Below are 24,018 nucleotides of genomic sequence, written 5' to 3'. Positions count from 1 at the left end.
TTGGAGTTTGATGACCATGAGTGTGGAAACTCAAAAGGAAACCCTGGGCTTCCAGACCGAGGTGAAGCAACTGCTGCACCTCATGATCCATTCGCTGTATTCCAACAAGGAAATTTTCCTTCGCGAATTGATCTCGAACGCCTCTGACGCTGTCGACAAATTACGTTTCGAAGCCCTGTCCAAGCCTGAGTTGCTGGAAGGTGGCGCCGAACTGAAAATCCGTGTGAGCTTCGACAAGGACGCCAAGACCGTCACGATCGAAGACAACGGTATCGGCATGAGCCGCGAAGATGCGATCACCCACCTGGGGACCATCGCCAAATCCGGTACTGCCGACTTCATGAAGAACCTGTCGGGCGACCAGAAGAAGGATTCGCACCTGATCGGCCAGTTCGGCGTGGGCTTCTACTCGGCCTTCATCGTCGCCGACCAAGTGGAAGTATTCAGCCGCCGTGCCGGCCTCGACGCCAGCGAAGGCGTGCATTGGTCGTCCAAAGGCGAGGGCGAGTTCGAAATCGCCACTATCGACAAGGCCGACCGTGGTACCCGCATCGTCCTGCACCTGAAATCCGGTGAAGACGAATTCGCCGATGGCTGGCGCCTGCGCAACATCGTCAAGAAGTACTCCGACCACATCGCTTTGCCGATCGAGCTGCCGAAAGAACAAGCGGCCGCCGAAGGCGAAGAGGCACCTGCCCAGGAATGGGAAGTGGTCAACCGCGCCAGCGCGCTGTGGACCCGTCCGCGTACCGAGATCAAGGACGAGGAATACCAGGAGTTCTACAAGCACATCGGTCACGACTACGAAAACCCGCTGAGCTGGAGCCACAACAAGGTCGAAGGCAAGCTGGAATACAGCTCGCTGCTCTATGTACCGGCCCGCGCTCCGTTCGACCTGTACCAGCGTGAAGCGCCGAAAGGCCTGAAGCTGTACGTACAGCGCGTCTTCGTGATGGACCAGGCGGAATCGTTCCTGCCGTTGTACCTGCGCTTCATCAAAGGTGTGGTCGACTCCAACGATTTGTCTCTGAACGTGTCGCGGGAAATCCTGCAGAAAGACCCGATCATCGACTCCATGAAGTCGGCGCTGACAAAGCGTGTACTCGACATGCTGGAAAAACTGGCGAAGAACGAGCCTGAGCAATACAAAGGCTTCTGGAAAAACTTCGGCCAGGTCATGAAAGAAGGCCCGGCGGAAGATTTTGCCAACAAAGAAAAAATCGCTGGCTTGCTGCGTTTTGCTTCGACTCACGAAGAAGGCGGCGAGCAAGTGGTGTCCCTGGCCGAATACCTGGCACGCGCCAAGGAAGGTCAGGACAAGATCTACTACCTGACCGGCGAAACCTACGCTCAGGTCAAAAACAGCCCGCACCTGGAAGTCTTCCGTAAGAAAGGCATCGAAGTGCTGCTGCTGACCGACCGTATCGATGAGTGGCTGATGAGCTACCTCAACGAGTTCGACGGCAAATCCTTCGTCGACGTGGCCCGCGGTGACCTGGACCTGGGTAACCTGGATTCCGAAGAAGAGAAGAAAGAAGCCGAAGAAGTCGCCAAGGCCAAAGAAGGCTTGGTTGAGCGTATCAAGGCGTCCCTGGGCGATGCGGTCAGCGAAGTGCGGGTTTCCCACCGTCTGACCGACTCCCCGGCGATCCTGGCCATCGGCGAAGCGGACTTGGGCATGCAAATGCGCCAGATCCTCGAGGCCAGCGGCCAGAAAGTGCCGGATTCCAAGCCGATCTTCGAATTCAACCCGGCTCACCCGCTGATCGAGAAACTCGACGGCGAGCAAAGCGAAGAGCGGTTTGGCGACCTGTCGCACATCCTCTTCGACCAAGCGGCCCTGGCCGCTGGCGACAGCTTGAAAGACCCGGCCGCCTATGTGCGCCGCCTGAACAAGCTGTTGGTTGAACTGTCGGTTTGACCCTGACGTAGAAAAACCCGCTTCGGCGGGTTTTTTCGTTCTAGTGCACCTCAACTGGAGTAAATGATGAGCCAAGTCACAGTACGTTCCGTGGTCTATCAGATTGATGGCCAGTCTTACGAAAGCCGTCTCGCGTTCGATGCCTGCCACAAGGGCCCGCTGCCGGGCCTGCTGATGGCGCCGAACTGGATGGGAGTGAGTGCGGGTGCCGAAGAGATCGCCAAGAGCGTCGCCAGCAAGGGCTATGTGGTGCTGATTGCCGATTTGTACGGGCAGACCGTGCGTCCGTCGAATGGCGATGAAGCCGGTGCGGCGATGATGCCGTTGAAGAACGACCGTGCGTTGTTGAACAAGCGTATGCAGGCGGCCTTCGAGCAGTTGCAGGGCCAGACTGAGGCAGCGGTTGATACCTCGAAACTGGCGACCTTTGGTTTCTGCTTCGGCGGGTGCTGCTCCCTGGAGCTGGCGCGTACCGGTGCGCCGGTCAAGGCTGCCATCTCGTTCCACGGCACCCTCGACACGCCGAACCCAGCGGATGCGAAGAACATCAAGGGCTCAGTGCTGGTGCTGCATGGCGCTTCTGACCCATTGGTCCCTAAAGAGCAACTGCCGGCGTTCGAAGATGAAATGAACGCGGCCGGTGTGGATTGGCAATTGCTGAGCTACGGCGGCGCGGTGCATTCGTTCACCGACCCGCATGCGAATGTGCCGGGCAAGATGATGTACGACGCGAAGACGGCCAAACGGGCGTTCCAGTCGATGCATAACTTGCTGGATGAAGTGTTCAAGGGCTGATTTTTCAGCGCCTGTTTTGGCCTCTTCGCGAGCAAGCCCGCTCCCACATTTGACGCTGTTCACAAGTCAAAATGTGGGAGCGGGCTTGCTCGCGAATGCTACCTCACCGGCAACTCAATTCTTTCAGACTCACCCGGCACCGTCGGCCAATCCCCAGCCGCCCACCGCTGCCTGGCCTGTTCGATCACCGCTGGATCACTCGCGACAAAATTCCAATTGATCCGCCGAGGCCCATCCAGCGGCGCGCCGCCAAACACCACCAGGTGGCAATCGCTTTCGGCAAACAGTGTCATCTCCTGACCAGCCGGCAGCACCACCAGGCTGTGCACTTCAAGCGTCTCGCCGTCCAACTGCGCTTCCCCCTCCAGCACATACACCGCGCGTTCCTCATGCTCATCCGGAATCAGCAGGGTTGTGGCCGTTTGCATCTGCACCTCGGCATACAGCGTGGGCGACAGCACCGGCACCGGCGATTTGAGGCAGAACCCATCGCCCGCGATCAGGCGTATCTGCACGCCCAGATTGTCACTCACCGGCAGACTGGCTGCCGGGTGATGGCTGTAATGTCCCGGCCCGGTCTCGTGGTCCTTGGGTGAGGCCAGCCACACTTGCAACCCATGCAGGCTAAAACCGCTGGCCTTGAGCGGCTCAGGGGTGCGTTCGACATGGGCAATCGCGCTGCCGGCCGTCATCCAGCTCACATCACCGGCCTGCACCACCTGATCCGAACCCAGGCTGTCCTTGTGCTGCAGCGCACCTTCAAACAAATAGGTGAGGGTCGACAGCCCGATATGCGGATGCTGGCGGATATTCATGCCATCGCCCGGTGCATAACGAGTGAGCAGCATATGGTCGAAGAACACAAAAGGCCCGACGCTGCGGCATTCCCGCGACGGCAGCGGGCGCAGGATCGGTTGGCCTTCGACATCTTCGGGGCGAGGGCGGATCACGGTGAGGGTGGTCATGGTGCGTCCCAGTCTGAGCGGGTTAGATGCTGCTGAGCATAACCCGCTCGGAAGGATGTTGCCGCTACTGGCTGAAGGCGCCTTCCGACAGCTTTGTCTCGATGGTGACGTCGGCGGTGGTCATCAGCTTGTGCACCGGGCAGCGATCTGCCACACGGTGCAGTTCGTCGCGTTGCTCGTCGGTGAGCACGCCCTTGAGCGTCAGCTTGACGTTGAGCTTGTATTTGCCCTTTTGCTCTTCGGTGGCGTCGTGGGTGACTTCCACAGTCACGCCGGTCAGCGGAATGTCTTTCTTCTGCGCGTAGAGCTTGACCGTCAGCGCTTTGCACGACGCCAGCGCGGCATCGAAGTAGTCATGGGGTGAGGGCGCCGAATCGTCGCCGCCCAGGCTTTTAGGCAGGTCGGTAAACAACTCATGGTTATTGATATTGACGCTATGACGGAAGTTGTCCTGGTTCAGGGTATTCACGGTAACAGGCATGGTAAACCTCACAGGGTGGCAGGATGAAGGTCATGCAGTTATAGAGCATGCTGGCACTTCGGTGTTCCGCGTTTTTTTGCCGGATGAACCCTGGCAGCCTGAGCAAGGTCTACCCGTATCAGCCCTTATCGAGGTTTTATCGTGCCGTTGACCCGCCTGACGCTTGCCCTGTTGCTCACCGCCAGCAGCCTTGCTGCGCAGGCCCGCGACTATGCCTACAGCGACGCGCACCTGCATTACGTGGATTTCTTCCAGGAAACCGCGGGCATGGACAAGCTGCTCAAGGCCATGGCTGACAGCCGCATCGAGCATGTGATGATTTCCGGCATCCCGGTCGCCAAGAAATGGCACGAAGATGAACCCAAGCGGCCGCGCTACTACGCCGGTGACGATGCCGATGCCTACTGGTACAGCGCCACCGATGTGATTGTGGCCGCAGCGGTCAATAAACTGAGCCTAGAGCAACGCCAGTATTTTCATCCGTTCCTGTCCGGTTTCAACCCCAACGACAAGAACTCGGCCGCCCATATCCAGCGCATGCTCGACCTCAACCCAGGGCTGTGGCAAGGCATCGGCGAGGTCTTCACCCGCCATGACGACCTTACCGCCATCACCGCAGGCGACACCCCGCGTGCCAATAACGAAGCCATGACCCGCATCTATCACCTGGCGGCAGAAAACGACCTGCCGGTGATGCTGCACTCCAACATCACCTCCAAGCGTGAGCGCAATCCGCTGTACCTGGCTGAAGTGGAAGAGCCGCTGCGCAACCATCCGCACACCCGCTTTATCTGGGCCCACGCCGGCACCAGCAAGGAAATCCACCGCCATCAGGTGCAGATGGACTTTTTGCTGCCGACCCTGAGCCGCCTGCTGGAGGCTTACCCCAACCTGTACATCGACCTGTCCTGGAGCATGCTCACGCCGTATTTGCTGGATGACGCAGGGCAGCCGCGCCCGGAGTGGGTCAAGCTGGTGGAGCGTTTCCCGGAGCGGTTTATGCTGGGCTCGGACGTTGTAGGGCGGTTCAACAAGCTCGGTAAGGAAATGCGCCGCTTCGACCCGTTCCTGGATGCCCTGCCGGAGGACGTCGCTCGCAAAGTCGCACGGGACAACTTTTTGGCGATCCTGCCTAAAGCGCCCCGCGATGGTGTAGCACGTTGATATCGCGTTTTCGTCTTACGCAAAACGAGCAATAGGCCGATACCTTTCAAGAGCCAGCTGCAAATGGATGCAGCGCAATTGGAAGGAGCCAAGGCATGAGTATCAGAAGTCTGAATATCGCCCCGCGCGCGGGCTTGGGGTTTGGCCTATTGGCGTTGATGGTATTTGCCCTGGGCGGCTTTGCCCTGTTGCAGATGGCCAATATGCGCCAGCAATCGGACCAGGTGGAGAATAACTGGCTGCCCAGCGTGATGGCGGTGGGGCAGATGAGTCAGGACTTGCTGCGTGTTCGGGCGCTGACCTTGCGCCTGCTGGTCAATCGCGATTCCCAGGCGCTGGCGCAGAACGAACAGAAACTGGGCGAGCTGAAAAGCGGCCTGCATCATGCGCAGACCCTCTACGAGGCGCTGATTGTGCTGCCCGAGGAACGCACGCTGTTTGATCGCTTCAAGGCCCAGGAGCAGCAATACCTGCAACGCCAGGAGCAGGTCATGGGGTTTTCGAAGGCCAACCAGCTGGAAGACGCGATCAGGGTGGTCAATGGCGAGATGAACCAGATCGCCGATGAAATGGCCACGACCCTGCACGAACTGGTCAACCTCAACAAAGCCAATGCCAATCAAGCTGCAAGCTTGGCGCAAAGCGTGTTCAGCCAGTCGCGCAGCTGGGTGGTCGGCATGATCGTGCTTACGGCGCTGATTACCATCGGCCTGGCGGTGTGGCTGACACGCAGCATCGTGTTGCCCCTGGCCCAGTCTCTGAAAGTCGCCCAGGGCGTGGCCAGCGGCGATCTGACCGGCGAGATCCATGGGAGTGGCAATGATGAGCCGGCGCGCCTGCAGCAGGCGCTCAAGGGTATGCAGGAGAACCTGCGCGATACCATCCGGCGTATCTCCGAGTCGTCGAACCAGTTGGCGTCCGCCTCGGAGGAGCTTAGCTGCGTGACTGAAGACGCCACCCGTGGTTTGCACCAGCAGAATCAGGAAATCGAGCAGGCCGCCACGGCGGTGAACCAGATGACGGCAGCCGTGGAGGAGGTGGCAAGCAACGCAGTGGCCACGTCCCAGGCGTCCCGCGAGTCCGACCGCATTGCCCAGCATGGGCGCGAGCAAGTGCATCAGACTGTGGTGTCGATCGAGGCGCTGGCCACTGACGTGACCGACAACGTGACGCAGGTCGAGGATCTGGCGCAGAAGGTTTATGGCATCAGCAAGGTGCTGGACGTAATCCGCTCGATTGCCGAGCAGACCAACTTGCTGGCGTTGAACGCGGCGATTGAAGCGGCGCGCGCCGGGGATGCTGGGCGTGGGTTTGCGGTAGTAGCCGACGAAGTGCGGGCTTTGGCTCATCGCACCCAGCAGTCGACCCAGGAAATCGAGCAGATGATCAGCGGGATCCAGCAAGGCACCGATCAGGCGGTCAGCTCGATGCAGCAGAGCAATACGCGAGCACGCTCGACCTTGGATATCGCCAAGTCGGCGGGCACGGCATTGGAGGAAATCGCCTCGGCGTTCACCTTGATCAATGAACGCAACCTGGTGATCGCCAGCGCATCCGAGCAACAGGCGGCGGTGGCGCGGGAGGTGGATCGCAACTTGATCAACATCCGCGACCTGGCGCATCAGACATCGACCGGGGCGAATCAGACCAGTGCGGCGAGCCAGGAGTTGTCGCGCTTGGCGGTGGACCTGAACACGATGGTGGCGCGATTTTCGGTGTAGGGCCGGGTACCGAGTTGGCGCTATCGCAGGCAAGCCAGCTCCCACGGGGGAATGCGTTTCAAATGTGGGAGCTGGCTTGCCTGCGATGAAGCCGACTCGGTCTCAAATCCATTACCCACAAAAAAGCCCCGAACCAGTCGGGGCTTTTTCATGCAATCAAGCTACAGGTCTTACTGACCCTGCCAGCGTTTCAGCACCAGGGTAGCGTTAGTGCCACCAAAGCCGAAGCTGTTGCTCATCACGGTGTCGATTTTTGCATTCTCAACGGTCTTGGTCAGGATTGGCATGTCAGCCACCACCGGATCAATCTCGTCGATGTTGGCCGAACCGGCCATGAAGTTGCCTTCCATCATCAGCAGGCAGTAGATCGCTTCGTGAACGCCGGCGGCGCCCAGGGAGTGACCGGACAGGCTCTTGGTAGAGCTGATGGCCGGAGCCTTGTCGCCGAATACTGCACGCACGCCTTCCATTTCCTTGGCGTCGCCGACCGGAGTCGAGGTGCCGTGGGTGTTCAGGTAGTCGATTGGGGTATCTACAGTGGACATGGCCATCTGCATGCAACGGATGGCGCCTTCACCGCTTGGGGCAACCATGTCGTAGCCGTCGGAAGTGGCGCCGTAGCCGACGATTTCCGCGTAGATCTTGGCACCACGGGCCAGAGCGTGTTCCAGCTCCTCGACCACCACCATGCCGCCACCGCCGGCGATGACGAAACCGTCACGCTTGGCGTCGTAGGCGCGGGAGGCCTTTTCCGGGGTTTCGTTGTACTGGGTGGACAGTGCGCCCATGGCGTCGAACAGGAACGATTGGCTCCAATGTTCTTCTTCACCGCCGCCGGCGAACACGATGTCCTGCTTGCCCAACTGGATCTGCTCAACCGCAGTACCGATGCAGTGTGCACTGGTGGCGCAGGCGGAGGAAATCGAGTAGTTCACGCCCTTGATCTGGAAAGGCGTGGCCAGGCAGGCCGACACAGTGCTGCCCATGGTCCGCGTGACACGGTACGGGCCGACACGCTTCACGCCTTTTTCGCGCAGGATGTCCAGCGCTTCCATCTGGTTCAGGGTCGATGCGCCGCCGGAGCCGGCGATCAGGCCGGTGCGTACGTTCGAGACCTGGTCTTCGCTCAGGCCGGAGTCGGCGATTGCGTCTTTCATCGCCAGGTAGGCGTAGGCGGCAGCGTGGCCGACGAAGCGATAGATCTTGCGATCGATCAGCTCTTCGAGGGGCAGGTCGATGGAGCCGGAAACCTGGCTACGCAGACCCATTTCGGCATATTCCGGGTTGAAGCGGATGCCAGGGCGACTTGCACGCAGGTTAGCGGTGACGGTCTCTTTGTCATTGCCCAGGCAAGAAACAATGCCCAGACCAGTGATAACGACGCGGCGCATGCGGATAACCCTTAAAAGTTGTCAGTGGATGTGAATACGCCGACCCGAAGGCCTTCGGCAGTATAGATCTCGCGACCGTCGACGCTCACCGAACCATCGGCGATGGCCAGGTTCAGCTTGCCCTTGAGGACGCGCTTGATTTGAATGTTGTAGGTGACTTTCTTGGCGGTCGGCAGGACCTGGCCAAAGAACTTCACTTCGCCCGAACCCAGGGCACGACCGCGGCCCGGCAGGCCTTGCCAGCCGAGGAAGAAACCGACCAGTTGCCACATGGCGTCAAGGCCCAGGCAGCCTGGCATCACAGGGTCGCCTTCGAAATGGCAGGCGAAGAACCACAGGTCCGGGGTGATATCCAGCTCGGCGACCAATTCACCTTTGCCGTACTTGCCACCCTCTTCGCTGATATGGGTGATGCGATCCACCATCAGCATGTTCGGGGCGGGCAGTTGCGCGTTACCTGGGCCGAACAGCTCACCGCGACTGCAGCGCAGCAGGTCTTCCCGAGTAAAGGCGTTTTGTTTGGTCATGCGAGCTCCTCAATAATCCCATGCGGCAGGGTAGGGTAAATCTTCCCGAACCGAATGAAGCGTTCATGCCTCATGTCGGCAGCCTACACATAGACTATTGCGTTGTAGTGAAAGTCACAGCGGCAAGGCACTGAATGTACACTTGTTCACTGAAATTTTAAACCGGGCCTGTTTATGGGCCCGTTCGGGTGCCTAAGACTGCCGCACTTTCGCCTTTCACGCCAGTCGGAGTTGGCTGATGGCGCGGCGCTATTGCACCCAACGCTGCAGGATTTGCTGCAAATCCGTGCGTTTGAACGGCTTGGCCAGGTAATCGTTCATTCCCGCTGCCAGGCAGGCTTCACGGTCGCCCTGTAAAGCGTTGGCGGTCAGGGCGATGATCGGCAGATCGGCACAGCCCGGTAACTGACGGATTTGCCGGGTGGCTTCATAGCCGTCGATGACCGGCAGCCGACAATCCATCAGGATTGCGGTGAAAATCAGGCTCTCGGCGCTGCGGATCGCTTCGGCGCCGTCGGTGGCCAGGCTCACTTCGAAGCCCAGGCTGCGCAGCATGGCCTCAACCACCGTGCGGTTGACCGGGTTGTCTTCCACCAGCAGCACATGACGACCATCACCCGCGCCGGCTTTGCCGTCGGCGTCGCTGGCAATCGGCGGCACGCTGTGCTGGTCGATGGCCAGGGGAATTTCCAGGGTAAACACCGAGCCGCGGCCTTCTTCGCTTTGGGCACGCAGGGTGCCGCCCATGCGTTCGGCCAGGGTGCGGGCGATGGGCAGGCCCAGGCCGGTGCCGCCGTAACGTCTTGAAATGGAACTGTCAGCCTGCTGGAACGCGTCGAACATCGCCTCCAGGCGTTCGGCGGAAATGCCTATGCCGCTGTCACGCACGGTGCACGTGAACCACACCAGTTCATGGTCGAGGGTCTGCCAGTGGGGCTCGACACTGACGCTGCCGTGCTCGGTGAACTTCAAGGCGTTGCCGATCAGGTTCACCAGGATCTGACGGATCCGCGTCGGGTCACCCTGCACCTGCAAGGCGTCCATCCCCAGCGGGATCGCCAGTTTCAGCGCCAGCCCACGTTGCTGGGCGCTGTGCTGGAAGGCCTGCGCGCAACTGTTGATCAGGTCCGCCAGGTTGAACGGAATATGCTCCAGTTCCAGGGCGGCGCGTTCGATACGCGAGAAGTCGAGGATATCGTTGATCACCTTGAGCAAATGCTCGGTGGACTCCGAAGCCAGTGCCGCGTACTCGGTCTGCTCCTCGGTCATCTCCGTGGTTTCCAGCAACTGCAACATGCCCAGCACGCCATTCATGGGCGTGCGCAGTTCATGGCTCATCATCGCCAGGAACTCCGACTTGGCGTTGTTGGCGCGCTCAGCTTCTTCGCGGGTCTGGATCAACTGGGCCATGGCCTGCTGTTGTTCGCGACTGGCCTGGTTGAGGCCTTCGGCAAGGTTGTTGATATGCCGCGACAGGTCGCCCAGCTCCGAGTCATCCACAATCGGCAGCGGCGTCTGGTAGTCGCCTTGCTGGATCGCCTTCACCGCATGGCCCATGGCGCTGATCGGCTGGGACAGGCTGGCGGCCAGGCGCCGCGCGAGCAGGAAGGTAAACAGCAGGGCAAACAGCGCGAGGATGCCGGCCTTGAACAGGATCTCCTGCTGGCGCTGGCTGAACGCGTCGTTGGACATGCCGACGATCACCCGGCCCAGGTAATCGGCGCGCGGTGCCTTGGATTCGTTGAGGTTGTCCTGGAAGAAATCGTTACCCAGTTGAATGTGTTGCAGACGAATCGGTGCCTGGAACACTTTCACCGACAGTGAGCGGTCGTGCTTCTCCGACGGTTGCTCGACATACACCAGGATATTCTCGCTGCTGTCCTGGATCTCCAGGAAGCGCACGTGCGGCGTGGCCAGCGTCGCGCGCAACAGGCTGTCGAGCACGTCATTGTTGCCGGAAATCACCCCGTATTCGGTGGCCGGCGCCAGTTGGTTGGCGATCAGTTGGCCGGTGTGGTCCAGTTCCTGGCGCAAATCCTGGATACGCACAAAGGTGAAGAAGCTGATCAACAGCAACGTCAGCAACAGCGCCGGGCCCAGGGTGATGAGCTGGGTACGGGTGTTGATGTCCCAACGACGACGCAAGGTCATGGGCGTTTTTCTCCTTCGGCCAATCGGGTGGCGACGCTGGCTTCGTCCACCTGTTCGATCCCCAGTGAGCGCGCGACTTGCGGGTTGCCCACGACTTTGAAGCGATCCGGGTACAGCGAGCGCGGCCAGTTGGCCGGCGAATGGTCGAGTAGACGGTCAAGCACGGCCAGCCAGTCAGCCTGGTCGCTGTAGGTGCTGGCCAGGCTGCCGGCTCGTACGAAGCCCGCGTTCGGGCCTATCAGCGGCAATTGCTGGGCGTAACTGCTCAGCAACAGGTTCTTCGCGGTTTTCGGGTTGTACAGCTGCGGGTCGTCGAGGCCGAGCAGCACATCACTGTTGCGGAACAGGATTTGGAGCGGTCGACTGTCATTAATGTTGTCCCAGAGCTGGGGCACGATCTCCAGGCCTAGCGAGGTGGAGTGCTGTTTCAGCTCGGGCAGCAGGAATTCGCTGTCGGCGCCATAAAGCACGCCGATACGCCGCGCCTGCGGCAGGATGCCCGCGATCAGGCGCAATTGGCGATCCAGCGGCGGGTCGCTCCACAGCAGGCTAATGCGTGGGTGCGGCATGCTGCCCAGGCGCTGATGGGCTTGCAGGCGGCTGATGCGCAGCACCAGGGTCGGTGGGCCCTGAGGCTCTTGCAGGCGCCAGTCGAGGCCGGGCAGGTCCAGCAGGATCAAGCGCGTGGTTGCCGGCAGGCGGCCGGGTGCCGGCAAGTCTTTGAGGGCTGTAAAGGTGACACGGTCTTCGGGGCGTTGCTGTGCCAGGGCCTGGGCAAAGGCTTGCACACCGGCGCCGTCTTCAGCGGCGGTCAGCAGGATATCGGCACTCCACGCCGGCGCGGCCAACAGCAGGCAGGCGAGCAGCACGGCACGCCGCCAAAGCCGAGTGATCAACACGCCAGTCATCCGTGACGAGTCGCCCATGTCAGAACTCTAGCTCGGCACTGAAGTAGAGCACGTGGCGATGGTCATAATTGTTGTCGGCCCAGGTGGTGGGCTGGTTGTCGAGGCGTTCTTGCAACATGCCGGCCAGCTCCACGTTGGCTTTGCCCAGGGCAATGCGCTTGGCGACCCGCAGGTCGACCCGTTCGAAGCGATATTGGTTGAGTGCGTCATCGCCATAGTAGAACAGCGCGCTGGACCAACCCTGGCCCCACTCACGCAACCAGCCGGCGGAGCCACTGTTGCGCGCGGTCTGGGCTTTGTCCAGCGGGTTGCTGGTGCTGGCGTCGACGTAAGCATAGGTGAGCCGCAGGCGGTCGGCGTTGCTCACACGCCAGTCGAATTGGGACTCTGCGCCGGTAAACCGGGCGCTGTTGGCGTTGCTGGCAATGTACTGGTTATTGCGCAGCGGCGAGCTGATCATGTCGGTGATCTCGTCGTAGAACAGTTTCACGTCCATGTTCAGCCCGATGTCGGCAAAGAAGCCGTTGTACCCCAGTTCCCGTGACTTCATCATCTCTTTATCGAGGTTACCCGGGCCCCGGGTCTTTACGAAGTATTGCCCGGTGGTCTGCCCGTAGGCCGGGGAGCTGAGGTTGGTGACGCGGTAGCTCCAGTTGACGTTGTTCTCGAACATGTCCGGCGAGCGGATCGCTTCGGAGTACACCGCACGCAGGCCGTGGCGCGGGTTGATCAGGTAGTTGACCGCCACCCGTGGCGTCAGCGAGTTGCCGCTCAGGTGGGTGTCTTCATACATGGCGCCGCCTTGCAGCAGCCAATGCTCGCTGGCGCGCCACTCCAACTGGCCGAACAGGCGCCAGGTGGTGTCGTCCAACGTGCCGTTGAAGTAAGTGTCGGAGTCGGCGCGGTCGTAGCGGTAGTTCATGCCGCTGACCAGGCGCAGGCTGTCGGACAGGCTGAGGGTGTCTTGAATCTCCAGGTCGTAGCGGCTTTCGCGGGTGCTCTGGTCGATGTCGCCGCACACGCTTTGACTGGCACCGTCGCGCCACTGTTGCAGCACCTGGTTGGCCAACGCCTGCTCGGCTGCGCTGCCCGGTGGTGCGCTGCCCTGGCTGTAGGTGTCCATGTGCCGGGCCAGCAGTTCGGCGTAGTTGGGATTCATCTGCCACAACTGGGTCAGCTCGGGGCTGAACGAGACCTTGGCGTCACATGCCTTCCAGATTTGCTGGCGGTCCCACTGCTGGGCGGAGCCCTGGATATACAGACTGTGATCCGGGTTGAAGTCGAAGTTCCAGCGCAGGGAGCCGGCATAATCCTTGGCGGTAACGTCGGAATTGTTACCGCCCTCGGTAATCCCGGCAAAGACCGGGCTGTAGGTATACGGTCGCTGGTTTGTGCCTTCTTTCGCATCCAGTTGCAAGTCGATGCTTTGCTGCGTGTTCAGCGTCTGGCTGATCGCCAGGCTGAAGCGGCTGAGGCGGCGGCTGTCACGACGGTCGGCCCCGGATGCATCGCTGTCGAAGCCGTCGTCTTGCTGCCCGGACAGGGACAGGCGCAAGTCGCCGGTTTCCCAGCCCGCGCCCTGGCTGGCATAGAAATCATTGATGCCGCGTTCGCCGCGTACCACTTTTACCCGCGTGCCGTGGCTGTTGGCCGGCGAGCGCGTAAGAATGTTCACCACCGCCATCAAGGCATTGGCGCCGTAGCTGACGGTATTGGGGCCACGGAACACTTCGATGCGCTCGATATCCTCCATGGCCACCGGAATGTCGCTCCAGTCCACGGTGGCCAGGCCCGCGCGGTACACCGAGCGGCCGTCGATCAACACCTGCATGCGCCGCGCATCGCTGGCACTGGTGCCGTGGTAGTTCACCGCCGCCTGATTGCCGCTGGTGTAGCCGACCATCATCCCCGGCACAAGGCGCAGCAACTCACTGATATCCCGCGCGCCACTGGCTTTGATCAGCTCGCTGTCGATCACGGTCATGCTGCCGGGCACGGCGGCGGCCGATTGCTTGAGGCGCGTGGCCGTCAATACCTGGGGCAGCGGCTGGCTGTCGAGGAACAGGTCGTCGGCCATGGCAGGCGCGCAGCACAACAGCATCAGCCACAGAGATGAACGGGGAGGAGGGCCCAAATACACGGCACGGCCTTGATAATTGCGGATAGCCGCCCATGTTAACTGAGGTGGGGCCTTTTGCCAGTCGCCGGACTTGCAATTACTCCATGTAAATGTGGCATTTTCCGACAAACGCACGAATTGATACGGGGGCTGGCCGCCAGCGGGTCGGCCCGTATAATGCCGCCATCGCCACTGGTATGGATTAACGGATTGCATATGACTGAACAGCGCCCTATTGCGGTCCTGGGAGGCGGAAGTTTTGGTACCGCCGTGGCAAACCTGCTGGCCGAGAACGGCCACGCTGTGCGCCAGTGGATGCGCGACCCCGAACAGGCCGAGGCCATTCGGGTGCACCGGGAAAATCCGCGTTACCTCAAAGGCATCAAGATTCATCCGGCGGTCGAGCCGGTCACCGACCTGCTCGAAACCCTCACGGCGTGCGACCTGTGCTTCGTCGCGCTGCCCTCCAGCGCCTTGCGCTCGGTGCTGGCGCCCCACGCCGAGCGTCTGGCCGGCAAGTTGCTGGTCAGCCTGACCAAGGGCATCGAGGCGCAGACCTTCAAGCTGATGAGCGAAATCCTCGAGGAAATCGCTCCCCAAGCGCGCATTGGCGTGCTGTCCGGGCCGAACCTGGCACGGGAAGTGGCCGAACACGCGTTGACCGCCACCGTAGTCGCCAGTGAAGACGAAGAACTCTGCGAACGTGTCCAGGCCGTGTTGCATGGCCGCACTTTCCGCGTCTATGCCAGCAGCGACCGTTTTGGCGTCGAGCTCGGCGGTGCGCTGAAAAACGTCTACGCGATCATCGCCGGCATGGCCGTCGCGCTGGGCATGGGCGAAAACACCAAGAGCATGTTGATCACCCGCGCCCTGGCCGAGATGACCCGCTTTGCGGTGAACCAGGGCGCCAACCCAATGACCTTCCTGGGTCTGGCGGGCGTGGGCGACTTGATCGTCACCTGCTCCTCACCGAAAAGCCGCAACTACCAGGTGGGTTTCGCCCTTGGCCAGGGCCTGAGCCTGGAAGACGCGGTCACGCGCCTGGGCGAAGTCGCCGAAGGGGTCAACACGCTCAAGGTGCTCAAGGCCAAGGCCCAGGAAGTCGGTGTGTATATGCCGCTGGTCGCCGGGTTGCACGCGATCCTGTTTGAAGGGCGCACCTTGGACCAGGTCATCGAGTTGCTGATGCGTGCCGAGCCGAAAACCGATGTCGACTTTATTTCCACCAGTGGTTTCAACTGAGGAACGCGTCATGAACGATCCGAAAGCAGCTCCCAAGTACGAATCCATTGGCCTGCGCATTCTGTGGATGCTGGTGTTTGCCCTGGTGTGGCAAGTGGCGCAGTTCCTGCTCGGCGCGCTGGTGGTGGTGCAGTTGATCTACCGCCTGGTCTACGGCGCCCCGAACCTGGGCCTGATGAACTTTGGCGACAGCCTCAGCCAGTTCCTGGCGCAGATCGGCCGCTTCGGCAGCTTCCACACCGACCAGAAGCCGTGGCCGTTCGCCGACTGGCCGACCCCGCGCGCACCCGAGGGCGAAGCCGCCCACAGCGTGCCGCCGGCGCCACACCCGGTGCGCGATGAAGAGCCGAAACTGTGAAGCTGTGGATCCTGCGCCACGGTGAGGCCGAAGGGCAGGCGCGTACCGATGCCGAGCGCAACCTCACCGAGCATGGCCGCGCCGAAGTGTTGCGCAGTGCTGCGCAACTGATCGGCCAGCCCCTCAGCGCGATCATTGCCAGCCCCTATGTGCGGGCGCAGCAGACCGCGCAGCTGGTGCGTGAGGCCTTGGGCTTTGAGCCTGAGATTCGCACAGTGCCGTGGCTGACGCCCGAGGGTAATCCGTCGCAGGTGCTGGAAAAGCTCGACACTGATGACAATGTGCTGCTGGTCAGCCACCAGCCGTTGGTGGGCAGCCTGATCAGCTTTCTGCAGCACGGCCACCAGCGCCAGCCGCAGCCGATGCACACCGCCAGCCTGGCGGAACTGGAAGGGGATTTCCCGCTGGCGGGGCTGATGAGCTTGGTCAGTGTGAACAACCCGTAGGCTTTATCGCGGCTTTGTGTGTGCTATATAGTCAACCAAGCAAGTGCTTGGTTGGCTATCGTCGGACCACAAAGGAGCGCGTCCCATGCCCGTCGCTTTTCGTTTGCCGTTGCAGGTCTTCTTCGAACGTGAAGCGCGACATCCGCGCCAAACCTTTCTGGTGCAGCCGGTCGGTGGTGGCGACGTGCAAAGCCTCACCTGGGGCGACGTCGGCCACCAGGCCCGCTGCGCCGCGCACTGGCTGCGCGCCCGGGAGTTGCCTCCCCGCTCGCACATTGCGCTGATTTCGAAAAACTGCGCCCACTGGATCATTGCCGACCTGGCGATCTGGATGGCCGGGCATGTCTCGGTGCCGCTGTATCCCAATCTCACCGCTGATTCTGTCGCCCATGTGCTGACCCATTCCGAGGCGGCGCTGGTGATTATCGGCAAGCTTGATGATTGGCCAGCCATGGCGCCCGGCGTGCCTGCGGATGTGCCGACCATCAGCCTGCCGTTGTGCCCAGCGGGCGAATTCGATTTCAGTTGGGCCGATCTGCAAGCCTGCTCGCCGATCCAGGATGAGCCGGCACCTGCGGCCTCGGACCTGGCCACCATCATTTATACCTCCGGCACTACTGGCCTGCCGAAGGGCGTGATGCACACCTTCGGCGCGTTGGGGTTTGCCGCCACCCGTGGTACGGAGTTGTTTGGCTTGGGTGAGGGCGACCGGTTGTTGTCCTACCTGCCGCTGTGCCATGTGGCGGAGCGGATGTTTGTCGAGATGGCCTCGATCTATACCGGGCAAACCGTGTTTTTCGCCGAAAGCCTGGAGACGTTTCTGACGGACCTGCGTAGGGCACGTCCGACCGCACTGTTTGGCGTGCCGCGTATCTGGACCAAATTCCAGATCGGCGTCTACGCCAAGATTCCCGCAAAGCGCCTGGACACCTTGTTGCGCCTGCCCTTCATCGGTAAGCGTGTGGGCCACAAGGTACTCGCCGGCTTGGGCCTGGACGCGTTGCGTATCGCGCTTTCGGGAGCGGCGCCTGTGCCTGAGGCGTTGCTGCGCTGGTATCAACGCCTGGGCCTGGATGTGCTTGAGGTGTATGGCATGACCGAGAGTTGCGGCTACTCCCATGTCTGCCGCCCCGGCCAGCAGACCCTCGGTTGGATCGGCTTGCCGTGCCCCGGGGTGGAAGTGCGTATCGACCCGACAGGCGAAGTCCAGGTCCGCAGCGGCGCGACCATGCTCGGCTACTACAAGGACCCGCAGAAAACCGCCGAAACCATCACCGCCGAGGGTTTCCTGCGCACGGGCGACAAAGGCGAGCAGGACGCCGAGGGGCGTTTGCGCCTGACCGGACGGCTCAAGGAGATCTTCAAGACCAGCAAAGGCAAATACGTGGCGCCGGCGCCGATTGAAAATCGCTTGGCCGAGCATTCGCGTATCGAGCAGGTGTGCGTGGTGGGTGATGGATTGATCGCGCCGATAGGCTTGTGCGTGTTATCGGCAATGAGTGAGGACTTGCCAACCCTGCGTGCCAGCCTGGAGCGCTGGCTGGAACAGGTCAACCGGGCGCTGGATAAGCATGAGCGCCTACGCCAATTGGTGGTGGTCAAAGACAGTTGGGCGGTAGAGAACGGCTTCCTGACGCCGACCTTGAAGATCAAGCGCAACGTGATCGAATCGAGTTACGGCGAATATTTCCAGACATGGAGCGAGCGTTCCGAAACCGTTCTGTGGCAGGATTAGGGCCGTAATAAAACCAATAAGGACACTCTCCATGAGCCTGTGGCGCACCCAACCGAATATCGAGCAACTCAACGCAATCCAGAAAAACACCATCGGTGAACTGCTGGACATCCGTTTTGAAAGCTTCGACGACGAATCCCTGACCGCGAGCATGGTGGTCGACCATCGCACCCATCAGCCCTACGGCTTGCTGCATGGCGGCGCCTCGGTGGTGTTGGCCGAGAGCGTCGGCTCCATGGCGGCCTATCTGTGTATCGACCCGAGCAAGTTTTATTGCGTGGGCCTGGAGGTCAACGCCAACCACCTGCGCGGTGTGCGCAGCGGGCGGGTGACAGCGGTGGCCAAGGCCGTCCATATTGGCCGCACTACCCAGGTCTGGGACATCCGCCTGACCAACGATGAGGGCAAGGCCAGTTGCGTGTCGCGCCTGACCATGGCCGTGGTGCCGCTGGGCGAGAACCCGCCGGCACGATAGGTGTGGCGTGAGTGTCATCATTCCTGGCAGTTACAGTCATTGCTGTGCCGGCCGGGCATGGTGACAATCAATCTCTGTTTTTGTAAATGGATCCGGTATGTCGCAGCACGTGTTTTTTGCTCACGCCAATGGCTTCCCCTCGGCCACCTACGGCAAGTTGTTCGCCGCTCTGGCTCCGGAGTACGCGGTGGCTCATCTGCCACAGCACGGTCACGACCCCCGGTTTCCGGTGGACGATAACTGGCAGAACCTGGTGGACGAGCTGATCCACCACCTGGAGCAGCAACCGGAACCAGTGTGGGGCGTGGGCCATTCCCTCGGCGGTGTGTTGCACCTGCACGCGGCCATGCGCTGCCCGCAGTTGTACCGTGGCGTGGTCATGCTGGATTCGCCAGTGCTGACCCGCGCCGACCGTTGGGTGATTCGCGCGGCCAAGCGCTTCGGGTTTATCGACCGGCTGACCCCGGCCGGGCGCACCTTGGGCCGTCGAGAAGAATTCAGCGACCTGGACGCGGCGCGCAGCTATTTCTCCGGCAAAACCCTGTTCCGTGGCTTTGACCCCGAATGCTTTGACGCCTACCTGCAACACGGCCTGCTGCAAGTGGGCGATCGCCTGCGGCTGCGTTTCGATCCGGCCACCGAAATCAGCATCTACCGTGGCGTGCCCCACACCAGCCCCGGCCAAGTGCGCCAGTTGAAGGTGCCACTGGCGGTGGTGCGCGGCCGGCAGAGCAGGGTGGTGATGCGTCACCACGCCAGCGGCGTCGGGCGCCTGCCCATGGGCGAAATGCTCACCATGCCCGGCGGCCACATGTTTCCTCTTGAACGGCCCCAAGACACCGCGACGCTGATCAAGAACCTGTTCTCCCGCTGGGAATCCCGCGAGCGCAACTGCGCATGAGCACCCCGGTTGAAGAAGTGCGCCTGAGCCTGCCCCATATCGAACTGGCGGCCCATTTGTTCGGGCCCGAGGACGGTTTGCCGGTGATCGCCCTTCATGGCTGGCTGGACAACGCCAACAGCTTTGCGCGGCTGGCGCCAAAACTCCAGGGGTTGCGCATCGTTGCGCTGGATATGGCTGGGCACGGGCATTCGGCGCATCGTCCTACCGGTGCCGGTTATGCCTTGTGGGATTACGTCTTTGACGTGCTGCAAGTCGCTGAACAACTGGGTTGGAAACGTTTTGCATTACTTGGCCATTCTCTCGGCGCCATCGTGTCCTTGGTGTTGGCCGGCGCGTTGCCGGAGCGTGTGACGCACCTGGGATTGATCGACGGTGTGATCCCGCCGACCGCCAGCGGTGAGAATGCCGCCGAGCGGCTGGGCATGGCCTTGCAGGCGCAATTGAACCTGCAGGACAAGCGCAAGCCGGTCTACAGCACCCTGGATCGCGCGGTCGAGGCACGCATGAAAGGCGTGGTGGCTGTCAGTCGCGAAGCCGCCGAACTGCTGGCGCAGCGCGGTTTGATGCCGGTGCCGGGTGGTTACACTTGGCGTAGCGACAGCCGTTTGACCCTGGCCTCACCGGTTCGCCTGACTGAGGAACAGGCGATGGCTTTCGTGCGACGCGTGAGTTGCCCTACCCAGTTGGTGGTCGCTGCCGACGGCATGCTGGCGAAACATTCCGAATTGCTTTCCCAGTTACCCTTTACCGTAACCACGCTGCCAGGCGGCCACCATTTACACCTGAATGAAGAGTCCGGCGCGGTCCTTGTTGCAGACTGTTTCAATCGGTTCTTCTCCGCGCCTTGACTTGGGGCGGTCAACTGCCGAGGCTGGGCGGATTGAAAGGGAGTCAACCATGAACAAACTCAACACCGCTGCGACCTCCGATGGCCAGGGCTCGTTGATCTTATGAGCGTGCGTAAAGGATGTATCCGTATCCTGGGCTTGAGCCTTTTGAGCCCACTGGTATTCGCCGCCGACGTACCAGGCAGCCAGGACCTGCCCACCGTGGCCCGTCAGGTCGACTCGCAAATTGTCGACTACCGCCCCGCCGAAGAAAAAGAACGTATCTACCCCATGGGCGCGATCCGCAAGATCAGCGGCCAACTGCGTTATGAAGGCCAGTCCATCGCCCGCGGCCAGACCACCGCCATCACCTATGAACTGCCCGCCGAACACAGCTCCAGCGCCGCGTTCACGGCCACGCGTGAAGCCTTGCAGGAGAAGGGCGCGCAGTTATTGTTCTGGTGCCAGGCACGGGATTGCGGTGAAAGCAGCCTGTGGGCCAATGAAGTGTTCGGCAACGCCAAGCTGGTCGGCGCCGACGGCCAGCAGGAATACCTGCTGCTGCGCCTCGCGGCGCCGCAGGAAAACTCCCTGGTGGCGCTGTACGGCATCACCCGTGGCAACCGCCGCGCCTATTTGCATGTGGAGCAATTGGATGCCAGCGCGCCGCTGGCCGAGCTGCTACCCACCTCGGCGACCCTGCTGCGTGAATTGAAAAGCACCGGCGAACTGGATTTCCCTGCATTGGGCGGCGACCCTGACGACACCTGGCTGACCCTGATTTCCCGTGGCCTGAACCTGGATGCCACGTTGCGCGTCAGCCTGACTGGCCCGACCGCCGAAGCCTGGCGCCAGGCGCTGGTCGACAAAGGCGTGCGCGCTGCACGCATGGAAACCGGCACGGGTGACGCCAAGGGCCTGCACCTGCATCTGATACGCTAGGCGTAACAGGGCGAACGGACCCGCGCCGTTCGCCTAAGCTGTCTTCCTACAGTCTTCCTTTCGAGATCCTACATGCTCAATAACGATCGCCTACTGGTGCAAATCCTGCTGCTGGTGCTGTTCGGTGCCAGCTTCTGGGTGATGGCGCCGTTCTGGTCGGCGCTGTTCTGGGGCGCGGTGCTGGCGTTTGCCAGTTGGCCGCTGATGGTCCTGCTGACCCGCTGGCTGGGTGGCCGGGAATCCTTGGCTGCCGGCATCCTGACGTTGGGTTGGATGCTGCTGGTGGCGCTGCCGCTGGTGTGGCTGGGTTTCAACCTTGCGGACCATGTGCGCGATGCAACCGCATTGATCAAGGATATTCAGGTCGATGGCTTGCCGGAAGCGCCTACCTGGCTCGGCTCGATCCCCTTTGTCGGCGAGCGGCTGGTGGGCATGTGGGACAGCATTGATCAGCAGGGTGCAGCGTTGATGGTCAGCATCAAGCCGTACCTGGGGCAGGTCGGCAATTGGTTGCTGGCGCGCAGTGCGCAAATCGGTGGGGGGATTCTGGAACTGACCCTGAGCCTGGTATTCGTGTTCTTTTTCTATCGGGACGGGCCGCGCCTGGCGATGTTCGTCCACCGTCTGCTGGAACGCTTGATCGGCGATCGCGCCGGCTACTACATCGAACTGGTGGCCGGCACGGTGCAACGGGTGGTCAATGGCGTGATCGGCACCGCCGCCGCGCAAGCCCTGCTGGCGTTGATCGGCTTCTGGATCGCCGGCGTGCCGGGTGCGTTGGTGCTGGGCATCGTCACCTTCCTGCTCAGCCTGATCCCTATGGGCCCGCCGCTGGTGTGGATCCCGGCCACGGCCTGGCTGGCCTGGAAGGGCGACTACACCTACGCGGTGTTCCTCGGCGTATGGGGCACGTTCATCATCAGCGGCGTGGACAACGTGCTCAAGCCCTACCTGATCAGCCGTGGCGGCAACCTGCCGCTGGTGATCGTGCTGCTTGGGGTGTTTGGCGGCTTGATCGCCTTTGGGTTCATCGGCCTGTTTATCGGCCCGACCCTGCTGGCGGTGGCCTACAGCCTGTTGATGGATTGGAGCGCGACCCAGGCCCAGGGGCGACGGGAAGACAAACCGCTTTAAGCCCTGGGCAACCACATCACGGCGGTCAAGCCACCGCCGGGGGTTTCTTCCAGGTGCAGCCGACCCCCGAGGCGTTCGGCCGCTTCCTTGGAAATCGTCATGCCCAGGCCGACCCCGCCAGAGTTGCGATTGCGTGAGCCTTCCAGCCGATAGAACGGCTCGAACACCGCCTCACGCTTGTCGGCGGCGATGCCGGGGCCGTGGTCGATCACGCGGATCACCAAGGCCTCGCGGCTGTCCGTCAGCTCGATGCGCGCCGTACCGGCATAGCGCAGGGCATTGTCGATCAGGTTGTTGAGGCACGAACGCAAGGCCATCGGCTGCACCTGCAGCGGCGCGCAGGTGCCGGCGAATTGTACGTCGGAGCCTTGGTCCTGGGCGTTTTCGCTCATGGACTCGACCAACGCTTGCACGTCCAGCCAGTGTCGGGTTTCGCTGGTGCGTTGTTCGTGCAGATAGCTCAGGGTGGCGTCGAGCATGCCGATCATGTCGTCCAGGTCCTGGCGCATCTGGCCTTGCAACCGGGTGTCTTCGATCTGTTCCAGGCGCAGTTTCAAGCGTGACAGCGGCGTGCGCAGGTCATGGGAGACCGCGCCGAGCATGCGCGCGCGTTGGCTGACCTGTTCGCGGATGCGCCGTTGCATCAGGTTGAAGGTCGACGCGGCTTGCTGTGCTTCACGCGGTCCCGACTCGTCGAGGGGCGGGCTGTCGAGGTCCAGGCTCAAGCGCTCGGCGGCTTCGCTCAGGCGCTGAATCGGCCGGCTCAGCAGCTTGGCGCCGTACCAGGCGGCGATGATCAACGAGATGAACTGGAACGTCAGCGGCACCACCGGGCCGCCAAACCACGGTCGCTTGTGCTTGGGCAGGGGCTTCATCGTGCCGTCAGGCTGTTCGACAAAGGTTTCCTGTGGCGGCGGCGGGGGCGGGCCGTAATAGCGAAACCAGGAGATCGCCAGCACGTGGGCCAGCACAATCGCCACCAGCAACACGCCAAACAGTCGACCGAACAGCGTGTTGAAGGCGTTGCGCATCAACCGATATCCCGCGCATCGAACAGGTAGCCTTCGCCGCGCACGGTCTTGATCAATTGCGGGGCCTTGGGGTCGTCCCCGAGTTTTTGCCGCAGGCGCGACACCAGCAAGTCGATGCTGCGATCAAAGGCTTCAATGGAGCGGCCACGGGCGGCATCCAACAATTGTTCGCGGCTCAACACCCGGCGCGGGCGCTCGATGAAGACCCACAGTAGGCGGAATTCCGCGTTGGACAGCGGCACCACCAGGCCATCGTCGGCCACCAGTTGGCGCAATACGCTGTTGAGACGCCAATTGTCGAAGCGGATGTTGGCGCGCTGTTCGGTGCGGTCATCGCGCACACGGCGCAGGATGGTCTGGATGCGCGCTACCAGCTCACGCGGCTCGAACGGCTTGGACATATAGTCGTCGGCGCCCAGTTCCAGGCCGATGATGCGGTCCGTCGGCTCGCAGCGGGCGGTGAGCATCAGGATCGGAATGTCCGACTCCGCGCGCAGCCAGCGGCACAGCGAAAGGCCGTCTTCACCGGGCAGCATCAGGTCGAGCACCACCACATCGAAGGTTTCAGCCTGCATGGCCTGGCGCATGGCGGTGCCGTCGGTGACGCCGGTGGCCAGGATGCCAAAACGGGCGAGGTAGTCGATCAGCAGTTCGCGGATCGGTACATCGTCGTCAACGATCAGCGCGCGGGTGTTCCAGCGCTTGTCATCGGCGATCACTGTGCCTTTTTGCTCGTCGTTCACAGAGACGGAAGGGGTCTGCATAATGCGATCATCTGCCT

Annotated in this window: 22 protein-coding genes and 1 pseudogene; 14 read left to right on the top strand and 9 right to left on the bottom strand. The window is 61.7% G+C overall.

Features of this window, described 5'->3' with window-relative positions; all coding sequences use genetic code 11:
- Positions 1-16 precede the first annotated feature (16 nt).
- Both htpG and ACP7C6_RS12690 read left to right on the top strand, forming a co-directional pair.
- Positions 17-1,921: a molecular chaperone HtpG gene (htpG, locus tag ACP7C6_RS12695; RefSeq protein ID WP_028615719.1), complete on the top strand. Its 1,905-nt coding sequence runs from the start codon at positions 17-19 to the stop codon at positions 1,919-1,921.
- Between the two features lie 66 nt (positions 1,922-1,987).
- Positions 1,988-2,716 (top strand): dienelactone hydrolase family protein, encoded by a 729-nt coding sequence (locus ACP7C6_RS12690; RefSeq protein WP_426108821.1) that lies wholly within the window; start codon positions 1,988-1,990, stop codon positions 2,714-2,716.
- 98 nt (positions 2,717-2,814) lie between these two features.
- On the opposite strand, the gene ACP7C6_RS12685 is transcribed toward ACP7C6_RS12690, so the two are convergent.
- Together ACP7C6_RS12685 and ACP7C6_RS12680 are read right to left on the bottom strand one after the other, a co-directional pair.
- The gene (locus ACP7C6_RS12685) at positions 2,815-3,681 is read right to left on the bottom strand and encodes a pirin family protein (protein WP_122686747.1); all 867 of its coding nucleotides are present in this window, start codon (positions 3,679-3,681) and stop codon (positions 2,815-2,817) included.
- 64 nt (positions 3,682-3,745) lie between these two features.
- Positions 3,746-4,162 (bottom strand): OsmC family protein, encoded by a 417-nt coding sequence (locus tag ACP7C6_RS12680; RefSeq protein ID WP_028615722.1) that lies wholly within the window; start codon positions 4,160-4,162, stop codon positions 3,746-3,748.
- A gap of 141 nt (positions 4,163-4,303) precedes the next feature.
- On the opposite strand from ACP7C6_RS12680, the gene ACP7C6_RS12675 reads away from it, so the two are divergent.
- The 3 genes and pseudogenes from ACP7C6_RS12675 (at position 4,304) to ACP7C6_RS12665 (ending at position 7,047) form a co-directional block, all read left to right on the top strand.
- Positions 4,304-5,326 (top strand): amidohydrolase family protein, encoded by a 1,023-nt coding sequence (locus tag ACP7C6_RS12675; protein WP_426108820.1) that lies wholly within the window; start codon positions 4,304-4,306, stop codon positions 5,324-5,326.
- 95 nt (positions 5,327-5,421) lie between these two features.
- Positions 5,422-6,192 (top strand): annotated as a pseudogene (locus ACP7C6_RS12670) (MCP four helix bundle domain-containing protein); the annotation flags it as partial.
- The gene (locus ACP7C6_RS12665; RefSeq protein WP_371923951.1) at positions 6,184-7,047 is read left to right on the top strand and encodes a methyl-accepting chemotaxis protein; all 864 of its coding nucleotides are present in this window, start codon (positions 6,184-6,186) and stop codon (positions 7,045-7,047) included. The pseudogene ACP7C6_RS12670 and the gene ACP7C6_RS12665, both read left to right, overlap by 9 nt.
- Positions 7,048-7,217: 170 nt before the next feature.
- Here ACP7C6_RS12665 and fabB read toward each other — a convergent pair whose 3' ends face one another.
- The 5 genes from fabB to ACP7C6_RS12640 form a co-directional block, all read right to left on the bottom strand.
- The gene (gene fabB, locus ACP7C6_RS12660) at positions 7,218-8,438 is read right to left on the bottom strand and encodes a beta-ketoacyl-ACP synthase I (protein ID WP_016979549.1); all 1,221 of its coding nucleotides are present in this window, start codon (positions 8,436-8,438) and stop codon (positions 7,218-7,220) included.
- A gap of 11 nt (positions 8,439-8,449) precedes the next feature.
- A complete protein-coding gene (fabA, locus tag ACP7C6_RS12655; RefSeq protein WP_010211704.1) occupies positions 8,450-8,965 on the bottom strand; it encodes a 3-hydroxyacyl-[acyl-carrier-protein] dehydratase FabA in 516 nt (171 codons plus the stop codon).
- A 249-nt stretch (positions 8,966-9,214) separates the two neighbouring features.
- Positions 9,215-11,116, bottom strand: coding sequence for an ATP-binding protein (locus ACP7C6_RS12650; protein WP_028615725.1), 1,902 nt, complete (start codon positions 11,114-11,116; stop codon positions 9,215-9,217).
- A complete protein-coding gene (locus tag ACP7C6_RS12645; RefSeq protein ID WP_028615726.1) occupies positions 11,113-12,042 on the bottom strand; it encodes an ABC transporter substrate-binding protein in 930 nt (309 codons plus the stop codon). The genes ACP7C6_RS12650 and ACP7C6_RS12645 overlap by 4 nt, the downstream gene beginning before the upstream one ends.
- 1 nt (position 12,043) lies before the next feature.
- Complete coding sequence (locus ACP7C6_RS12640; protein ID WP_323625025.1) at positions 12,044-14,164, bottom strand: TonB-dependent receptor plug domain-containing protein; 2,121 nt, start codon at positions 14,162-14,164, stop codon at positions 12,044-12,046.
- A gap of 195 nt (positions 14,165-14,359) precedes the next feature.
- Here ACP7C6_RS12640 and ACP7C6_RS12635 point away from each other — a divergent pair, with 195 nt between their 5' ends.
- From ACP7C6_RS12635 to ACP7C6_RS12595, 9 genes are all read left to right on the top strand, one after another.
- Complete coding sequence (locus ACP7C6_RS12635) at positions 14,360-15,385, top strand: NAD(P)H-dependent glycerol-3-phosphate dehydrogenase (RefSeq protein WP_028615728.1); 1,026 nt, start codon at positions 14,360-14,362, stop codon at positions 15,383-15,385.
- 10 nt (positions 15,386-15,395) lie between these two features.
- On the top strand, positions 15,396-15,743 hold the full coding sequence (locus ACP7C6_RS12630; protein WP_028615729.1) for a DUF4389 domain-containing protein: 348 nt from the start codon (positions 15,396-15,398) through the stop codon (positions 15,741-15,743).
- On the top strand, positions 15,740-16,189 hold the full coding sequence (gene sixA / locus ACP7C6_RS12625; RefSeq protein ID WP_353631648.1) for a phosphohistidine phosphatase SixA: 450 nt from the start codon (positions 15,740-15,742) through the stop codon (positions 16,187-16,189). The genes ACP7C6_RS12630 and sixA overlap by 4 nt, the downstream gene beginning before the upstream one ends.
- Before the next feature lie 85 nt (positions 16,190-16,274).
- Positions 16,275-17,924: an AMP-binding protein gene (locus ACP7C6_RS12620; RefSeq protein ID WP_426108819.1), complete on the top strand. Its 1,650-nt coding sequence runs from the start codon at positions 16,275-16,277 to the stop codon at positions 17,922-17,924.
- Positions 17,925-17,955: 31 nt separating this feature from the next.
- A complete protein-coding gene (locus tag ACP7C6_RS12615) occupies positions 17,956-18,399 on the top strand; it encodes a hotdog fold thioesterase (RefSeq protein ID WP_028615732.1) in 444 nt (147 codons plus the stop codon).
- A gap of 97 nt (positions 18,400-18,496) precedes the next feature.
- Positions 18,497-19,300 carry an alpha/beta fold hydrolase gene (locus ACP7C6_RS12610; protein WP_068932545.1) on the top strand — a complete coding sequence of 268 codons (804 nt, stop codon included), beginning with the start codon at positions 18,497-18,499 and terminating at the stop codon, positions 19,298-19,300.
- Positions 19,297-20,151: an alpha/beta hydrolase gene (locus ACP7C6_RS12605; protein WP_122686759.1), complete on the top strand. Its 855-nt coding sequence runs from the start codon at positions 19,297-19,299 to the stop codon at positions 20,149-20,151. Before ACP7C6_RS12610 ends, ACP7C6_RS12605 begins: the two co-directional genes overlap by 4 nt.
- 102 nt (positions 20,152-20,253) lie before the next feature.
- Positions 20,254-21,072: a DUF4892 domain-containing protein gene (locus tag ACP7C6_RS12600; protein ID WP_426108818.1), complete on the top strand. Its 819-nt coding sequence runs from the start codon at positions 20,254-20,256 to the stop codon at positions 21,070-21,072.
- Positions 21,073-21,144: 72 nt separating this feature from the next.
- Positions 21,145-22,206 (top strand): AI-2E family transporter, encoded by a 1,062-nt coding sequence (locus ACP7C6_RS12595; protein ID WP_016979537.1) that lies wholly within the window; start codon positions 21,145-21,147, stop codon positions 22,204-22,206.
- Here the strand turns inward: ACP7C6_RS12595 and ACP7C6_RS12590 are convergent.
- Together ACP7C6_RS12590 and ACP7C6_RS12585 are read right to left on the bottom strand one after the other, a co-directional pair.
- Positions 22,203-23,237, bottom strand: a complete 1,035-nt coding sequence (locus ACP7C6_RS12590; protein WP_068932539.1) for a sensor histidine kinase — start codon at positions 23,235-23,237, stop codon at positions 22,203-22,205. The genes ACP7C6_RS12595 and ACP7C6_RS12590 overlap by 4 nt on opposite strands.
- Positions 23,237-24,001: a response regulator gene (locus tag ACP7C6_RS12585; RefSeq protein WP_122686770.1), complete on the bottom strand. Its 765-nt coding sequence runs from the start codon at positions 23,999-24,001 to the stop codon at positions 23,237-23,239. Before ACP7C6_RS12585 ends, ACP7C6_RS12590 begins: the two co-directional genes overlap by 1 nt.
- Positions 24,002-24,018 lie beyond the last annotated feature (17 nt).

It is taken from the genome of Pseudomonas sp. TWR1-1-4 (genome assembly GCF_049897165.1).
GTDB classification, from domain to species: Bacteria; Pseudomonadota; Gammaproteobacteria; order Pseudomonadales; family Pseudomonadaceae; genus Aquipseudomonas; species Aquipseudomonas canadensis.
This window is presented reverse-complemented; position numbering and strand designations above follow the sequence as displayed.

Coding starts and splice junctions, on each gene's coding strand:
- htpG (WP_028615719.1), top strand. CDS start 17: ATGAGTGTGGAAACTCAAAAGGAAACCCTGGGCTTCCAGACCGAGGTG.
- ACP7C6_RS12690 (WP_426108821.1), top strand. CDS start 1,988: ATGAGCCAAGTCACAGTACGTTCCGTGGTCTATCAGATTGATGGCCAG.
- ACP7C6_RS12685 (WP_122686747.1), bottom strand. CDS start 3,681: ATGACCACCCTCACCGTGATCCGCCCTCGCCCCGAAGATGTCGAAGGC.
- ACP7C6_RS12680 (WP_028615722.1), bottom strand. CDS start 4,162: ATGCCTGTTACCGTGAATACCCTGAACCAGGACAACTTCCGTCATAGC.
- ACP7C6_RS12665 (WP_371923951.1), top strand. CDS start 6,184: ATGCAGGAGAACCTGCGCGATACCATCCGGCGTATCTCCGAGTCGTCG.
- fabB (WP_016979549.1), bottom strand. CDS start 8,438: ATGCGCCGCGTCGTTATCACTGGTCTGGGCATTGTTTCTTGCCTGGGC.
- fabA (WP_010211704.1), bottom strand. CDS start 8,965: ATGACCAAACAAAACGCCTTTACTCGGGAAGACCTGCTGCGCTGCAGT.
- ACP7C6_RS12650 (WP_028615725.1), bottom strand. CDS start 11,116: ATGACCTTGCGTCGTCGTTGGGACATCAACACCCGTACCCAGCTCATC.
- ACP7C6_RS12645 (WP_028615726.1), bottom strand. CDS start 12,042: ATGGGCGACTCGTCACGGATGACTGGCGTGTTGATCACTCGGCTTTGG.
- ACP7C6_RS12635 (WP_028615728.1), top strand. CDS start 14,360: ATGACTGAACAGCGCCCTATTGCGGTCCTGGGAGGCGGAAGTTTTGGT.
- ACP7C6_RS12630 (WP_028615729.1), top strand. CDS start 15,396: ATGAACGATCCGAAAGCAGCTCCCAAGTACGAATCCATTGGCCTGCGC.
- ACP7C6_RS12620 (WP_426108819.1), top strand. CDS start 16,275: ATGCCCGTCGCTTTTCGTTTGCCGTTGCAGGTCTTCTTCGAACGTGAA.
- ACP7C6_RS12615 (WP_028615732.1), top strand. CDS start 17,956: ATGAGCCTGTGGCGCACCCAACCGAATATCGAGCAACTCAACGCAATC.
- ACP7C6_RS12610 (WP_068932545.1), top strand. CDS start 18,497: ATGTCGCAGCACGTGTTTTTTGCTCACGCCAATGGCTTCCCCTCGGCC.
- ACP7C6_RS12605 (WP_122686759.1), top strand. CDS start 19,297: ATGAGCACCCCGGTTGAAGAAGTGCGCCTGAGCCTGCCCCATATCGAA.
- ACP7C6_RS12600 (WP_426108818.1), top strand. CDS start 20,254: ATGAGCGTGCGTAAAGGATGTATCCGTATCCTGGGCTTGAGCCTTTTG.
- ACP7C6_RS12595 (WP_016979537.1), top strand. CDS start 21,145: ATGCTCAATAACGATCGCCTACTGGTGCAAATCCTGCTGCTGGTGCTG.
- ACP7C6_RS12590 (WP_068932539.1), bottom strand. CDS start 23,237: ATGCGCAACGCCTTCAACACGCTGTTCGGTCGACTGTTTGGCGTGTTG.
- ACP7C6_RS12585 (WP_122686770.1), bottom strand. CDS start 24,001: ATGCAGACCCCTTCCGTCTCTGTGAACGACGAGCAAAAAGGCACAGTG.